We start from the raw sequence: 14,588 nt of genomic DNA, 5'->3' as shown, positions 1-14,588 counted from the left end.
GAGTGCCCGACCAGCACCCCGACCAGACCGGTCCGGCCGGCGAGCGCCCGATGCGGGGACGGCCCGCCGTCCCCCCGTCGCGGCCGCGCGCGACACCGCCTCCCCAGCCCCCGCAGCCGGTCCACCACGCGACCGAGCAGATCGACCTGCGCGCCGGGTTCCCGCCGGTGCGCCACGAGACCGCCCAGATCGACCTGTCCGGGGGGCTGCCGGGCGGCCTGCCGATCCCGCCCCGCCCGAGGCGGCAGGGGCGCCGGCTCGGCATCGACGTCGGCACCGTGCGCGTCGGCGTGGCGATCTCCGACCCCACCGGCACCCTCGCCAGCCCGCTGGAGACGGTGCAGCGGGCCCGGGACGAGTCCGACCTCGACCGCATCGCCGCCCTCGTCGCGGAACACGAGGTGACAGAGGTGATCGTGGGGGAGCCGAGGCACCTCTCGGGTGCGTCGGGCGCGTCGGCGAAGGAGGCGCGTGCCTACTCTCGGGCACTCGCCGGGCGCATCGGCTCGGTGCCCGTGCACCTCGTCGACGAAAGGCTCTCCACCGTGACCGCAGCCAGTTCCCTCCGGGCGAACGGTCTGGACAGCCGCCGCCAGCGTTCGGTGATCGACCAGGCCGCCGCCGTGGTCATCCTCCAGGCCTATCTGGACGCGCAGCAGGAGCGCTCGTGAACGAGCTCGCGAGTCCACGCAGGGGCACGGCACCGCCGGTCGCGCGACCGGCGAGCGCCAGCGAGGAGGCAGCGTGACCGGCCCGACCCCGCCGGGGCGGCGGGGTCGGCACGCCTCTCCCGACTCCCCGAGCGGCGTGCCCGCGTCCGCCTGGCTGGCGTCGATGCCGAGCCGGCCGCCGGGCGGGGACGGGGGCCGGCCCCCCGGTCCGGCGCCGCGGCGCCGCCGGGCCGACGACGACCGCAGCACCGGGCCGTTGCCCGGCCCGACCGCGCGCGCCGGCGATCGCCCGCCGCACCCGTCCGAGCCGTTGCCCGACCTGCCGCCGATGCCCGCGGGCGCCTGGTCCCGGCTCCCGCACCGTCCCGACGGCGCCGCCGACGACGCCACGGTCGGGCTGGGAGCCGTCCCCGCCGTCCCGGGCGCGCACCACGACGACACGGCGGTGCACCTCGCCGACCCGCACGAGTGGGACGACGCGGACTCCGCCGGCGGGCTGGAGGTGCTCGGTGCCTCCGGCTCCTCCGACGTGCGCCGCCGGCGCCGCGACCGCCGCGCCGAGCGCGAGCACCACGCCGACGACCACCACGCCGACGACCACCACGCCGACGACCACGGTGGCGACGAGCCGCCCGGCGGCGGGCGCCGCCCGCGCCCGCGCCGCCGGCGCAGCCCGCTGGCCGCCATCGTCTCGCTGCTGGTCCTCGCCGGTCTGGTGGCCGGCATCTTCTACGGCGGCAAGGCGCTCATCGGCCTGGTCAACCCGGGCGGCGAGGACTTCGCCGGGCAGGGCACCGGCACCGTCGACGTGCGGGTCTCCTCCGGCGACACGCTCAGCGACATCGCCCGCACGCTCGTCGCCGCGGGCGTCATCGCCTCGCCCGGCCCGTTCGTCGACGCCGCGGAGACCGAGCCGGCCGCCACCGGCATCCAGCCCGGCGTCTACGCCCTGCGCTCCCAGATGAGCGGCGCTGCCGCCCTGGACCTGCTGCTCGACCCCGAGGCCCGCCAGGTCACCCGGGTCACCGTCCGGGAGGGGCTCACCGTGGCCGCCACCCTGGCGCTGGTCTCCGAGGAGACCGGGACGCCGCTGCCCGAGCTGCAGGCCGTCGCCGCCGACCCCGTCGCGCTCGGGCTGCCGCCCTACGCCAACGGGCTGCTCGAGGGTTTCCTGTTCCCGGCCACCTACGACATCGAGCCCGACGACACCCCCGCCGACGTGCTCGGCGGCATGGTCCGGCGGACCGATCAGGCGCTCGACGCGCTGCAGGTGCCCGAGGCCGACCGGCTGACCGTGCTCACCAAGGCCAGCATCGTGCAGGCCGAGGCCGCCTCGCCCGACGACATGGCCATGGTGGCCCGCGTGCTGGAGAACCGGCTGGCCGACGGCATGCCGCTGCAGCTGGACACCACGGTCAACTACGCCAACGGCAAGTCCGGGATCACCACGACGCCGCAGGACCGGGCCAACCCCTCGCCGTACAACACCTACGTGCACGCCGGGCTGCCGCCGGGTGCGATCAGCAACCCCGGCGAGCAGGCCATCGAGGCGGTGCTCGCACCGGCCGCGGGTGACTGGCGCTTCTTCGTCGTCATCGACCCGGACACCGGCGAGACCCGCTTCGCGCGCACCGCCGAGGAGCACCAGCAGAACGTGCTGCTGTTCCAGCAGTGGCTGCGCGAGCAGCCGGGCGGGTGAGGGCGGCCGTCCTCGGCCGCCCGGTGGGCCACTCCCTGTCCCCGCTGCTGCACCGGGCCGCCTACGCGGCGCTGGGCCTCGACGACTGGACCTACGACGCCCTCGACGTCGGCGCCGACGACCTGCCGGTGCTGCTGGCCGGGCTCGGCGAGGAGTGGCGCGGCTTCTCGGTGACGATGCCGTGCAAGCAGGCCGCGGTGGACGTCGCCGACGTGGTGGAGCCGCTGCCGCGCCTGCTGCACGCGGCCAACACGCTGGTGCGCACCGAGGCCGGCTGGCGGGCGGAGAACACCGACGTCCTCGGGGCCGGCACCGCCCTCCAGCAGGCCGGGGTCACCGAGGTGGTCCGCGGCGCGATCGTCGGCGCCGGGGGCACGGCGGCAGCCGCCGCGGTCGCGCTCGCCTCGCTGGGTGCCGAGCACGTCGACGTCGTCGTCCGCGAGCCGGCCCGCGCCGTCGACCTGCTGCGGGTGCTCGACACCCTCGGCGTCCCGACCACGGTGGTGTCGCTGACGTCGGCCGTCGTGGACGCCGACGTCGTGGTGAGCACCGTGCCGGTCGGCGGCCAGGAGGCGGTGGCCGCGCTGCCCTGGACGGCGGGCCAGACCGTGCTCGACGTCCTGTACGACCCGTGGCCGACGCCGCTGGCCGGCGCCGTCGTCGCGGCCGGGGGCTCCGTGGTCGGCGGCCTGGAGATGCTGTTCTGGCAGGCCACCGCGCAGGTGGAGCTCATGACCGGGCAGCCCGCGCCCCTGGTGGCCATGCGCGGCGCGCTCGACGCCGCCGTCGGCCTCCGCTGACCGGCGTGCCCACGGCCGACCTGCCGGCCGGTGTCGTCGCCGCCCTGGCCCTCCTCGGGGGCCTGGCGCTGGGACCGTGGCTGGCGCGGGTGTCGGTCCGGCTGGCCCGGCGGGACGGCGCGGCGTCGGCGAGCCCGCTGCGCACCGCCCTCACCGGCGTCCTCGTCGCGCTGGTCCTGGCCGGCGCGCTGCTGGCCGGGGGGCTGCGGCCGGGCACCGTGGCGCTGGCCTGGGTCGGGGTCGCCGGGGTCGTCCTCGCGGCCGTCGACCTCGCGGTGCACCGGCTGCCCGACCGGGTGACCGTCCCGGCGTACGCGGCGGTGACCTCGGCGCTGCTGGTCGACGCCGTCGCCCTCGGCACCTGGCCGGCGCTGCTGCGCGCCGTCCTGGCCGGGGCGGCCGCGTTCGGACTGGCCGCGGGCGCCGCCGTCCTCTCCCCGCGCGGGCTCGGGTTCGGCGACGTGAAGCTGCTGGGTCTGCTCGGTCTCGTGCTCGGCTGGGTGGGCTGGGGAGCGCTGCTGGCCGGGGTCTTCCTCGGCCTGGTGACCGGGGCCGCGGCATCGCTGACGTTGGTCGCCGCCGGGCGGGCCGGCTGGCGCACCGCGCTGCCGTTCGGGCCGCCGCTGCTGGTGGGCGCGGTGCTGGCCCTCGCCCTGCCGGGGCAGGCCCTGCCCACCTGAGCGGGTGGCCCCCTCCGCGGCGGCCCCGTCCCCGAGCTCGCGGAGGATGGGGGAAGGGGTCCTCCTACAATCACGGTCATGTTGCGCTGGCTGACCGCCGGTGAGTCGCACGGCCAGCAGCTCACCGCCATCCTCGAGGGCCTGCCCGCCGGTGTGCAGGTCTCGACCCCCGACCTCGACGTCGACCTCGCCCGCCGCCGCCTCGGCCACGGCCGCGGCGCCCGGATGTCCTTCGAGCAGGACACCGTCTCGCTGACCGGCGGGATCCGGCACGGGCTCACCCAGGGCGGGCCGATCGCCGTCCAGGTGGGCAACACCGAGTGGCCGAAGTGGCAGACGGTCATGTCCGCCGACCCGGTCGACCCCGAGGTGCTCGCCGGCCAGGCCCGCAACGCCCCGCTCACCCGACCGCGGCCGGGCCACGCCGACCTCCCGGGCATGCAGAAGTACGGCTTCGACGACGCCCGGCCGGTGCTGGAGCGGGCCAGCGCCCGGGAGACCGCGGCCCGGGTCGCCCTCGGCGCGATCGCGAGGGCCTTCCTGCGCCAGGCCCTCGGCGTCGAGGTGGTCAGCCACGTGGTCGGCATCGGCCCGGTCGTCGTCCCCGACGGCGTGCTCCCCGGCCCGGGTGACAACCCGCGCATCGACGAGGACTCGGTGCGCTGCGCCGACCCGGCCACCAGCGCGGTCATGGTGGCCGAGGTCGACGACGCCCGGAAGAACGGCGACACCCTCGGCGGCGTCGTGGAGGTGGTCGTGCACGGCCTGCCGCCGGGCCTGGGCAGCCACGTGCACTGGGACCGCCGGCTGGACTCCCGGCTGGCCGCCGCGCTGATGGGCGTGCAGTCGGTGAAGGCCGTCGAGGTCGGCGACGGGCTGGAGACTGCCCGCCGCCGCGGCTCGGTCGCCCACGACGAGATCGTTCTGGCCCCCGGTGCGGACGGCGAGGCCCGTATCCAGCGGCTGTCGGACCGCGCCGGCGGCATCGAGGGCGGTATGACCAACGGCGAGGTGCTGCGGGTCCGCGCCGCGATGAAGCCGATCTCGACGGTGCCGCGGGCACTGGCCACCGTCGACGTGGCCACCGGCGAGCCGGCCGTCGCCATCAACCAGCGCAGCGACGCCTGCGCGGTGCCCCGCGGGGCCGTCGTCATGGAGGCGATGGTGGCGCTGGTGCTGGCCGACGCCGCCCTGGAGAAGTTCGGCGGCGACTCGGTGGCCGAGACCCGCCGCAACGCCCGCGCCTACCTCGACGCGCTGACGATCCGATGACCTCCGCCGGACCCCGCACCCCCGCCTCCCCGACGACCGCCGCGCGCCGCCCGCTGCTGGTCCTGGTCGGGCCGCCGTCGTCGGGCAAGACCACCGTCGGCACCGCGCTGTCCGGCCGGCTCGGCGTGCCGTTCCGGGACACCGACGCCGACGTCGAGGCCGGTACCGGCCAGCGGGTGGCCGACCTGTTCGTCGACCTCGGCGAGCCGCACTTCCGGGCGCTGGAGGAGCAGGCCGTGGCGGTCGCGATCGAGGAGCACGACGGGATCCTGGCCCTCGGCGGCGGCGCGGTGCTCAGCGCCGTCACCCGCGAGCGGCTGGCCGGCTACACCCGGGCCGGCGGCACCGTCGTGTGGCTGGACGTCGACCTGGCCTCCGCCGCCGAGCGGGTGGGGCTGGGCCGCAGCCGCCCGGTGCTCGGCCTCAACCCCCGGGCCACGCTGCGCACCCTGCTCGCCGCCCGGGCCCCGCTGTACGCCGAGGTCGCCACCGTCACGGTGCGGACCGGCGGCCGCGAGCCCGGCGAGGTCGTCGACGAGGTCGCCGCCGCGGTACCCGCGGAGGCCACGCCGTGAGGCGGGTGACCGTCCCCGGCGACCGCCCCTACGACGTCGTCATCGGGTCCGGGGCGCAGCACGAGCTGGGCCTGGTCCTGGACGGCACCGCGCGCGCCGCCGTCGTCCACGCCCCGCCGCTGGCCGGGCTGGCCGGCGCGGTCGTGGAGACGCTGCAGACGTCCGGGGTGGCCGCCGAGGCGGTCGTCGTCCCCGACGGCGAGGCGGCCAAGACCGCGGCGGTCGCCGCCGGCGTGTGGGAGGAGCTCGGCCGGCTGGGGCTGACCCGGTCCGACGCCGTCGTCGGGGTGGGCGGCGGCGCGGTCACCGACCTCGCCGGCTTCGTCGCCGCGACCTGGACCCGCGGCGTCCGGGTCGTCCAGGTGCCCACGACCGTGCTGGGCATGGTGGACGCCGCACTGGGCGGCAAGACCGGCATCAACACCGGCGCGGGCAAGAACCTCGTCGGCGCCTTCCACCCACCGGCCGCCGTGCTGGCCGACACCGACGTGCTGGACGGGCTGCCCGAGGCGGAGTTCCGCGCCGGGATGGCCGAGGTGGTCAAGTGCGGCTTCATCGCCGACCCCGCCATCCTGGACCTGCTCGAGGCCGACCCGACCGGCCGCCGCGACACCGAGGAGCTCATCGAGCGCGCGGTGCAGGTCAAGGCCGACGCGGTGGGGGAGGACCTCTACGACACCGGCGTGCGGGAGTTCCTCAACTACGGCCACACCCTGGGCCACGCCATCGAGCGGGTGGAGGACTTCGGCTGGCGGCACGGTGAGGCGGTCGCCGTCGGCCTGGTCTTCGCCGCCGAGCTGGCCGGCCAGGCCGGGCTGCTGACCCGCGACGACGTCGACCGGCACGCCCGGTTGGTCGCCGCGATGGGGCTGCCCACCCGCTACACCGGGAACTGGGAGCGCATCCAGTCGGTCATGCGGGTGGACAAGAAGGCCCGCGGCGCCTCGCTGCGGTTCGTCGTCCTGGACGGGATCGGCAACCCGCGCATCCTCGCCGATCCCGACCAGGGCTGGCTCGACGCCGCGTGGGCGGCCGTCGGTGGAGGAGTGCCCGCGTGACCGAGCACGCGAGGTCACGCAGGGACGGAGCACGTTCCGGCACGGCGGCGACGAGCGCCAGCGAGGAGACGACGTGACGATCCAGGTGCTCAACGGCGCCAACATCGGCCGGCTCGGCACGCGCGAGCCGGAGAAGTACGGGACGACGACGTACGCCGAGCTGGTCGAGCTGGTCACGGCCGCGGCCGACGAGCTGGGCCTGGAGGTGCAGGTCCGGCAGACCGACGACGAGGGCGAGCTGCTGCACTGGGTGCACGCCGCGGCCGACGCCGGCGACCCGGTGGTGCTCAACCCCGCCGGCTGGTCGCACACCTCGGTGGTGCTGCGCGACGCGCTGGCGATGCTGACCGCTCCGCTGGTGGAGGTGCACATCAGCAACATCCACCGGCGCGAGGAGTTCCGGCACCACTCCTACGTCTCGGCCGTCGCCGACGGTGTGATCGCCGGGCTGGGCGTGCAGGGGTACGTGCTGGCGCTCCGCTGGCTGGCCGCGCAGGGGGTGCGCTGAGGTGCGGTACGCGGCGCGGCGGGAGCGGCTGCGGGCGACGGCGGCCGAGCGCGGACTGGACGCCGTCCTGGTGACCGACTTGCTCAACGTGCGCTACCTGACCGGGTTCACCGGCTCCAACGGGGCGCTGCTGCTGCGCGCCGACGGCGGCGACGTCTTCGGCACCGACGGCCGCTACACGACCCAGGCCGGCACCCAGGTGCCCGACCTGGAGCTGCTCGTCGACCGCGGCACCGTCTCCGCCCTGGCACGCGAGGCGGTGCTGCCTCGCTCAGGTCGCCCACCCGCCCGGACGATCGGGTACGAGAGCCACCACCTCACCGTCGACGGGCTGCGCGCCCTGGAGTCGGTGCTCGCCGAAGCCGCCGCCGGTGGCACCGCGCCGGAGCTGACCAGCGTGCGCCGGGCGGTCGAGGCGCTGCGCGCGGTCAAGGACGACGACGAGATCGACGCCCTGCGCCGGGCCTGCGCGGTCGCCGACGCGGCGCTGGCCGAGCTGGCCGCCGAGGGGGCGCTGCGGCCCGGGCGCACCGAGCTGCAGGTCGGTCGCGAGCTGGACGCCCGGATGCTGACGCTGGGTGCCGAGGCGCCGTCCTTCGAGACGATCGTGGCCACCGGCGCGAACTCCGCCATCCCGCACCACCGGCCGGACAGCACCGAGCTGCGGGCCGGCGACCTCCTCAAGCTGGACTTCGGCGCGACCGTCGACGGCTACCACTCCGACATGACCCGCACCGTCGTCCTGGGCGGGGCAGCCGACTGGCAGCGCGAGGTGTACGAGCTGGTCGCCGCCGCCCAGGCCGCGGGCCGGGCCGCGCTGGCCGTCGGCGCCGACGTGGTCGCCGTCGACGCCGCCGCCCGGGACGTCATCGCGCAGGCCGGCCACGCGGAGCACTTCACCCACGGCCTGGGCCACGGGGTGGGGCTGGAGATCCACGAGGCGCCGGGCATCGGCCAGCTGGGCGCGGGTAGGCTGGCCGCCGGCATGGCCGTCACCGTGGAGCCGGGGGTCTACCTCCCCGGCCACGGCGGTGTCCGGATCGAGGACACGCTGATCGTCACGGACGACGAGCCCGAGTTGATGACCCTCACGAGCAAGGAACTGCTGGTCCTCTAGATGGCTACCACCAACGACCTCAAGAACGGCATGGTCCTCAACCTCGACGGCCAGCTCTGGGCCGTCACCGAGTTCCAGCACGTCAAGCCGGGCAAGGGCGGCGCGTTCGTCCGCACCACGCTGAAGAACGTGCTCTCGGGCAAGGTCGTCGACCGGACCTTCAACGCCGGCACCAAGGTGGACACCGCCACCGTCGACAAGCGGAACATGACGTACCTGTACAAGGACGGCACCGACTTCGTCTTCATGGACGGCGAGACCTACGACCAGATCCACGTCCCGACCGAGACCGTCGGCGGCGGCGCGGACTACCTGCTCGAGAACACCGAGGTCGTCGTCGCCGTCCACGAGGGCACCCCGCTCTACGTCGAGCTCCCGGTGACCCTGGAGCTGGTGGTGCAGCACACCGACCCGGGCCTGCAGGGCGACCGCTCCACCGGCGGCACCAAGCCCGCCACCTTGGAGACCGGCGCGCAGATCCAGGTGCCGCTGTTCGTCAACACCGGCGACAAGCTCAAGGTCGACACCCGCGACGGCCGGTACCTCGGCCGCGCCAACTGACGGCGGGGGCGGGAAGGTCGGCATGGCTGCCCGCAGCAAGGCGCGCAAGCGCGCCGTCGACGTCCTCTACGAGGCCGACGTCCGCGGCAGCGACCCGCTGGAGCTGCTCCGGGAGCGGGTGGCCCTCGCCGACCCGCCGATCCCCGACCACGCCGTCCGGCTGGTCGAGGGGGTGGCCGAGCACGCCGCCCGCATCGACGAGCTGATCGACCGGCACGCCCGCGGCTGGTCGCTCGACCGGCTGCCCGACGTCGACCGCGCGATCCTGCGGATGGCGGTCTTCGAGCTGCTGTGGGTCGACGACGTGCCCGACGCCGTCGTGATCGACGAGGCCGTCGAGCTGGCGCGGTCGCTGTCGACCGACGACTCGCCGGCCTACGTCAACGGTGTGCTGGGCGGCGTGCTCGACGCCGAGGTCCCCACCAGCTGAACGGGCCGGCCGGGCTGCGGCGTTCCGGTCGCGGCGGACGTCGACCCCGGCGGGCGGGTGTCGGTGCGGGACGTGGCCGGCGGCGGTCGGCTCCGTCACCGGTGCGGACGCCGTCGGGGTCGCCGACCGGCCCACCCGGTGCGCCTCGGACTGCCAGGCGCAGAACCGGGTCCGCGGCCGGCTGGCCGTCCTCGGCCACCCGTTCGCGGTGCCGGCCGGCAGCCGGCCGACGCCACCGGTGTCGGCGCTGCTGCTGCCGCCGCTCACCGCTCCCTGACGCACGCACCGAGGGCCCGCTCCGACGTCCGGAGTGGGCCCTCGGTGTCCGGGGCCCGTCGCCTCCTCACGAGCGGTGCGGAGGCGACGGGGTCCGCTCTCAGCGCGGGGCGCGGCGGCGCTCCCAGTTCGGGTTGACCTCGTCCTCGTCCTCGTCGCCGCCGAAGCCCACGACGCTCTCCATGCCGGGGGAGAGGACGCCCCACTCGATGAGCCGGCTGGTCAGCTCGTCGGGGCTCATGTCGTAGATGATCGCCAGCGACTTGAGGTCCTCGGCCCGGATGGACAGGACCTTGCCGTTGTAGTCGTGGCGCTGCGCCTGGATGGTCGAGGCGTACCGGGCCAGCGGGCCGGCCTCGTCCGCGGGCAGCGAGCCCAGCGACTCGAGGTTGAGCACGATCTTCGTCGTCGACGTGACCGCCGAGCTGGGCCGCGGGTCGGGCAGCAGCTCGGAGACGGGTACGCCGTAGAAGACCGCGAGCTCGGAGAGCCGCTGCACGGTCACCGCGCGGTCGCCGCGCTCGTAGGAGCCGACGACCACCGCCTTCCAGCGGCCGTGGGACTTGTCCTCGACTCCTTGGAGCGAGAGCCCCTGCTGGTTGCGGATGGCGCGGAGCCGGGCACCGAGGGCCCGTGAGTAGTCGGTGCTCATCGCTTCCTGCTCACTGTCCGTCGTCGGGGGCGGGTTGTCGTCACGGAGCGTACTGGTCGAGCGGGTTCGAGGACACCGGGACGCTCCTCCGGGTGGGAAGGGCCCCGATCGAGCCCCGTCCCGGCGCGGCGCGGGTCACACCCGGGCGTGCAGTACCGTCGATCCCGGTCCCGACCACTCCTTTAACGACCCGTCCCGTGAGGCGGGGAAGGAGGCCTGATGGCCCGCCAGCCCGAGCCTGCCCGGAGCGACCCCCCGTCCGCCGTGCTCTCCGCCGCCGACGTGACCCGCGTGGTCGACCGGATGGCCCACCAACTCATCGAGAAGTGCGCCGGGGGTGGCGGGGCGGGCGACGAGGCAGCCGGCGGGCTCGCCGACCTGGTCCTCGTCGGCATCCCGACCCGCGGCGCCCCGCTGGCCCGCCGGCTGGCCGCCCGCGTCGCGGCCTTCTCCGGCAGCCCGGTCGACGTCGGCACCGTCGACATCACCCTGTACCGCGACGACCTGCGCCTGCGCGGCGTCCGCGCGCTGGAGGAGACCGTGCTGCCCGAGGACGGCATCGACGGCCGCCTCGTCGTCCTCGTCGACGACGTCCTGTACTCGGGCAGGTCGGTGCGCGCGGCGCTCGACGCGCTGCGCGACCTCGGCCGCCCGCGCGCGGTGCAGCTGGCGGTGCTGGTCGACCGCGGCCACCGCGAGCTGCCCATCCGCGCCGACTACGTGGGCAAGAACCTGCCGACCGCCCGGAGCCAGTCCGTGCGGGTCCGGCTGGCCGAGACCGACGGCGTCGACGAGGTGCTCGTGACGGAGGGGGAGGACCGGTGAAGCGCCACCTGCTGGAGGCGGCCGACCTGGACCGCGCCGACGCGACGCTGGTGCTCGACACCGCCGCCCAGATCGACCAGGCGCTGGCCGGCCGCGAGGTCAAGAAGCTGCCGACGCTGCGCGGCCGGACGGTGGTCAACCTCTTCTACGAGGACTCCACCCGCACCCGGATCTCCTTCGAGCTGGCGGCCAAGCGCTTGAGCGCCGACGTCCTCAACTTCTCCGCCAAGGGCAGCAGCGTCTCCAAGGGCGAGAGCCTCAAGGACACCGCGCTGACGCTGGAGGCGATGGGCTCCGACGCGATCGTCGTCCGGCACTCGGCCTCGGGCGCACCGCACCGGCTGGCCAACTGGGTGCGCGGCAGCGTGGTCAACGCCGGTGACGGCACCCACGAGCACCCGACCCAGGCCCTGCTGGACGCCTACACGATCCGGCACCGCCTGGGCCGGCTGGAGGGCGTGCGCGTGGCGGTGGTCGGCGACGTGCTGCACAGCCGGGTGGCCCGCTCCAACGTGCGGCTGCTGCACACCCTCGGCGCCGAGGTCACCCTGGTCGCGCCGCCCACCCTGCTGCCGGTCGGCGTGGGCAGCTGGCCCGCGGAGGTCTCCTACGACCTGGACGCCGTCCTGCCCAAGGCCGACGTGGTGATGATGCTGCGGGTCCAGGCCGAGCGGATGAACGCCTCGTACTTCCCCAGCGCCCGCGAGTACAGCCGCCGCTACGGGCTGGACGCGCGCCGGGTGGGGGCCCTGGGCGACGACGCGATCGTCATGCACCCGGGCCCGATGATCCGCGGCATGGAGATCGCCGCCGAGGTGGCCGACTCCGTCCGCTCCACGATCGTCGAGCAGGTCGGCAACGGGGTCTCCGTGCGCATGGCCGTGCTCTACCTGCTGCTGGGAGGGGCTCCGCAGTGAGCGTCCTGATCACGGGGGCCCGCCCCTACGGCGAGACCGCCGCCGACATCCTGGTCGAGGACGGCCGGATCGCCGCGATCGGCGAGTCGCTGCCGGTGCCCGGCGCCGACGTCGTCGACGCCGCCGGGCTGGTCGCCCTGCCCGGCCTGGTCGACCTGCACACCCACCTGCGCGAGCCCGGCCGCGAGGACGCCGAGACGGTCGAGACCGGCAGCCGCGCCGCGGCGCTCGGCGGCTACACCGCGGTGCACGCCATGGCCAACACCGACCCGGTCGCCGACACCGCCGGCGTCGTCGAGCAGGTGTGGCGCCTCGGGCAGCAGGCCGGCCTGGTGGACGTCGTCCCCGTCGGTGCGGTGACCGTCGGGCTCGCCGGCGAGCGGCTGGCCGAGCTCGGCGCCATGGCCGACTCCGCCGCCCGGGTGCGGGTCTTCTCCGACGACGGGCACTGCGTCGCCGACCCCGCCCTGATGCGCCGCGCGCTGGAGTACGTCAAGGCGCTGGACGGCGTCGTCGCCCAGCACGCCGAGGAGCCGCGGCTGACCGTGGGCGCCCAGATGCACGAGGGCGACCGCTCGGCCCGCCTCGGCCTCACCGGCTGGCCGGCCGCGGCCGAGGAGGCGATCATCGCCCGCGACGTGCTGCTCGCCGACCACGTCGGCGCGCGGCTGCACGTCTGCCACGTCTCGACCGCGGGCTCGGTGGAGATCCTCCGCTGGGCGAAGTCCCGCGGGGTGCAGGTGACCGCCGAGGTGACCCCGCACCACCTGCTGCTCACCGACGAGTGCGCCGAGGGCTACGACCCGGTCTTCAAGGTGAACCCGCCGCTCCGGACGGACCCCGATGTGCAGGCCGTCCGGGTCGGGTTGGCCGAGGGCGTGATCGACGCCGTCGCCACCGACCACGCGCCGCACGCGGTCGAGGACAAGGAGACCGAGTGGGCCAGCGCCCGCCCGGGGATGCTCGGCCTGGAACAGGCGCTGTCGGTGGTCGTCGCGACCATGGTGGAGACGGGCCTGCTCGACTGGCGCGGCGTGGCCGACCGGATGTCGGCCCGCCCGGCCGCCATCGGCCGGCTCGACGGCCACGGCCGCCCGCTGGCACCGGGTGAGCCCGCCAACCTGCTGCTGCTGGACCCGGGTGCGCGCGCGGTCGTCGACCCCGCCGCGCTGGCCAGCCGCAGCCGCAACAGCCCCTATGCCGGCCGGGAGCTGCCCGGCCGGGTGGTCGCGACGTACCTGCGGGGCGTCCCGACCGTGCTCGACGGAAAGGCGCAGCGTTGAGGCAACAGCTCCCCGGCGGCGAGATCTGCACACTCGCCGTCTCCAGGGCCCCGAAGGCGACCGGTGTGCAGATCTCGCCCCGGACGGCGGTGGTCCGGTGACCGGCGCGATCCTCGTGCTCGAGGACGGCAGGACGTTCCGCGGCGAGGCCTACGGCGCGGTCGGGACGACGCTGGGCGAGGCGGTGTTCGCCACCGGGATGACCGGCTACCAGGAGACGCTGACCGACCCGAGCTACGCCCGCCAGATCGTGGTGATGACCGCACCGCACATCGGCAACACCGGGGTCAACCAGGAGGACGACGAGAGCCGCCGCATGTGGGTGGCCGGCTTCGTCGTCCGCGACCCCGCCCGCCGCCCGGCGAACTGGCGCGCCACCGGCAGCCTGGACGACGGGCTGGTCGAGCAGGGCGTCGTCGGCATCAGCGGCATCGACACCCGCGCGCTGACCCGCCACCTGCGCGAGCGGGGTGCCATGCGCGCCGGCATCAGCAGCGAGGGGCTCTCCGTCGAGGAGCTGCTGACCCGGGTGCGCGGCTCGGAGAGCATGAGCGGTGCGGACCTCGCGCCCGCGGTCACCGCGAACGACCCCTACGTCGTCCCGGCGGTGGGGGAGAGGCGGTTCACCATCGCCGCGCTCGACCTGGGCATCAAGACCGCCACGCCGCGGCACCTGGCCGAGCTCGGGGTGGAGACCCACGTGCTGCCGGCCACCGCGACCGCGGAGGACCTGCTGGAGCACGGCCCCGACGGGGTCTTCCTGTCCAACGGTCCCGGCGACCCCGCGGCCGCCGACTACGCGGTCGAGGCGGTGCGCGGGGTGCTCGACGCGCGCCGGCCGCTGTTCGGCATCTGCTTCGGCAACCAGATCCTCGGCCGGGCGCTGGGCCTGGGCACCTACAAGCTGCGCTTCGGCCACCGCGGCCTGAACCAGCCGGTGCTCGACCGGGTCAGCGGAACGGTGCGGGTGACCAGCCACAACCACGGCTTCGCCGTCGACGCGCCGCTGGACCGGCCGACCGACACGCCCTACGGGCAGGTCGAGGTCAGCCACGTCGGCCTCAACGACGACGTCGTCGAGGGGCTGCGCTGCCTCGACGTCCCGGCGTTCAGCGTGCAGTTCCACCCGGAGTCCGCCGCCGGGCCGCACGACGCCGCGCCGCTGTTCCAGCGGTTCGTGGACCTCATGGAGACCACCCGCGACGGCGGGGACGCCGTCAGCCCGCCTCCCGTCGTGGAGCACAGCACGGGGGAGAACGCCTGA

Annotated in this window: 16 protein-coding genes; 15 read left to right on the top strand and 1 reads right to left on the bottom strand. The window is 75.6% G+C overall.

Features of this window, described 5'->3' with window-relative positions; genetic code table 11:
- Positions 1-2 precede the first annotated feature (2 nt).
- The 11 genes from ruvX to nusB all read left to right on the top strand — a co-directional run bounded on the left by ruvX (position 3) and on the right by nusB (position 9,371).
- Positions 3-671 carry a Holliday junction resolvase RuvX gene (gene ruvX, locus BMW27_RS05155; protein ID WP_217638044.1) on the top strand — a complete coding sequence of 223 codons (669 nt, stop codon included), beginning with the start codon at positions 3-5 and terminating at the stop codon, positions 669-671.
- Positions 672-744: 73 nt separating this feature from the next.
- A complete protein-coding gene (gene mltG / locus BMW27_RS05150) occupies positions 745-2,370 on the top strand; it encodes an endolytic transglycosylase MltG (RefSeq protein WP_091440234.1) in 1,626 nt (541 codons plus the stop codon).
- Positions 2,367-3,170, top strand: a complete 804-nt coding sequence (locus tag BMW27_RS05145) for a shikimate dehydrogenase (RefSeq protein ID WP_091441413.1) — start codon at positions 2,367-2,369, stop codon at positions 3,168-3,170. Before mltG ends, BMW27_RS05145 begins: the two co-directional genes overlap by 4 nt.
- A gap of 5 nt (positions 3,171-3,175) precedes the next feature.
- The gene (locus BMW27_RS05140) at positions 3,176-3,850 is read left to right on the top strand and encodes a prepilin peptidase (RefSeq protein ID WP_091440230.1); all 675 of its coding nucleotides are present in this window, start codon (positions 3,176-3,178) and stop codon (positions 3,848-3,850) included.
- A 78-nt stretch (positions 3,851-3,928) separates the two neighbouring features.
- Positions 3,929-5,122: a chorismate synthase gene (aroC, locus tag BMW27_RS05135; protein WP_091440228.1), complete on the top strand. Its 1,194-nt coding sequence runs from the start codon at positions 3,929-3,931 to the stop codon at positions 5,120-5,122.
- A complete protein-coding gene (locus BMW27_RS05130; protein ID WP_091440226.1) occupies positions 5,119-5,697 on the top strand; it encodes a shikimate kinase in 579 nt (192 codons plus the stop codon). Before aroC ends, BMW27_RS05130 begins: the two co-directional genes overlap by 4 nt.
- Positions 5,694-6,755, top strand: a complete 1,062-nt coding sequence (aroB, locus tag BMW27_RS05125; RefSeq protein ID WP_091440223.1) for a 3-dehydroquinate synthase — start codon at positions 5,694-5,696, stop codon at positions 6,753-6,755. The genes BMW27_RS05130 and aroB overlap by 4 nt, the downstream gene beginning before the upstream one ends.
- Before the next feature lie 73 nt (positions 6,756-6,828).
- Positions 6,829-7,263 (top strand): type II 3-dehydroquinate dehydratase, encoded by a 435-nt coding sequence (aroQ, locus tag BMW27_RS05120; protein WP_091440222.1) that lies wholly within the window; start codon positions 6,829-6,831, stop codon positions 7,261-7,263.
- Between the two features lies 1 nt (position 7,264).
- Positions 7,265-8,380, top strand: a complete 1,116-nt coding sequence (locus BMW27_RS05115; protein WP_091440218.1) for a M24 family metallopeptidase — start codon at positions 7,265-7,267, stop codon at positions 8,378-8,380.
- Positions 8,381-8,941 (top strand): elongation factor P, encoded by a 561-nt coding sequence (gene efp / locus BMW27_RS05110; RefSeq protein WP_091440214.1) that lies wholly within the window; start codon positions 8,381-8,383, stop codon positions 8,939-8,941.
- Positions 8,942-8,963: 22 nt separating this feature from the next.
- Positions 8,964-9,371, top strand: a complete 408-nt coding sequence (nusB, locus tag BMW27_RS05105) for a transcription antitermination factor NusB (RefSeq protein ID WP_091440210.1) — start codon at positions 8,964-8,966, stop codon at positions 9,369-9,371.
- A 376-nt stretch (positions 9,372-9,747) separates the two neighbouring features.
- Here the strand turns inward: nusB and bldD are convergent, their stop codons facing one another.
- Positions 9,748-10,299 carry a transcriptional regulator BldD gene (gene bldD / locus BMW27_RS05095; protein ID WP_012949174.1) on the bottom strand — a complete coding sequence of 184 codons (552 nt, stop codon included), beginning with the start codon at positions 10,297-10,299 and terminating at the stop codon, positions 9,748-9,750.
- 219 nt (positions 10,300-10,518) lie between these two features.
- On the opposite strand from bldD, the gene pyrR reads away from it, so the two are divergent.
- From pyrR to carA, 4 genes are all read left to right on the top strand, one after another.
- Complete coding sequence (gene pyrR, locus BMW27_RS05090; RefSeq protein ID WP_091440207.1) at positions 10,519-11,124, top strand: bifunctional pyr operon transcriptional regulator/uracil phosphoribosyltransferase PyrR; 606 nt, start codon at positions 10,519-10,521, stop codon at positions 11,122-11,124.
- Complete coding sequence (locus tag BMW27_RS05085) at positions 11,121-12,041, top strand: aspartate carbamoyltransferase catalytic subunit (RefSeq protein ID WP_091440204.1); 921 nt, start codon at positions 11,121-11,123, stop codon at positions 12,039-12,041. The genes pyrR and BMW27_RS05085 overlap by 4 nt, the downstream gene beginning before the upstream one ends.
- Positions 12,038-13,324, top strand: coding sequence for a dihydroorotase (locus BMW27_RS05080; protein WP_091440201.1), 1,287 nt, complete (start codon positions 12,038-12,040; stop codon positions 13,322-13,324). Before BMW27_RS05085 ends, BMW27_RS05080 begins: the two co-directional genes overlap by 4 nt.
- A 97-nt stretch (positions 13,325-13,421) precedes the next feature.
- Positions 13,422-14,588 (top strand): glutamine-hydrolyzing carbamoyl-phosphate synthase small subunit, encoded by a 1,167-nt coding sequence (gene carA, locus BMW27_RS05075; protein WP_091440200.1) that lies wholly within the window; start codon positions 13,422-13,424, stop codon positions 14,586-14,588.

The organism is Geodermatophilus poikilotrophus, from assembly GCF_900111455.1.
Classification (GTDB): domain Bacteria; phylum Actinomycetota; class Actinomycetes; order Mycobacteriales; family Geodermatophilaceae; genus Geodermatophilus; species Geodermatophilus poikilotrophus.
The sequence above is the reverse complement of the archived record's forward strand: the minus strand, read 5'-3'. Positions and strand labels throughout refer to the sequence as shown.

Bases quoted from the DNA above. Each gene is read 5' to 3' on its own strand.
- aroC (WP_091440228.1), top strand. From the start codon at position 3,929: ATGTTGCGCTGGCTGACCGCCGGTGAGTCGCACGGCCAGCAGCTCACC.
- BMW27_RS05130 (WP_091440226.1), top strand. From the start codon at position 5,119: ATGACCTCCGCCGGACCCCGCACCCCCGCCTCCCCGACGACCGCCGCG.
- efp (WP_091440214.1), top strand. From the start codon at position 8,381: ATGGCTACCACCAACGACCTCAAGAACGGCATGGTCCTCAACCTCGAC.
- nusB (WP_091440210.1), top strand. From the start codon at position 8,964: ATGGCTGCCCGCAGCAAGGCGCGCAAGCGCGCCGTCGACGTCCTCTAC.
- bldD (WP_012949174.1), bottom strand. From the start codon at position 10,299: ATGAGCACCGACTACTCACGGGCCCTCGGTGCCCGGCTCCGCGCCATC.
- pyrR (WP_091440207.1), top strand. From the start codon at position 10,519: ATGGCCCGCCAGCCCGAGCCTGCCCGGAGCGACCCCCCGTCCGCCGTG.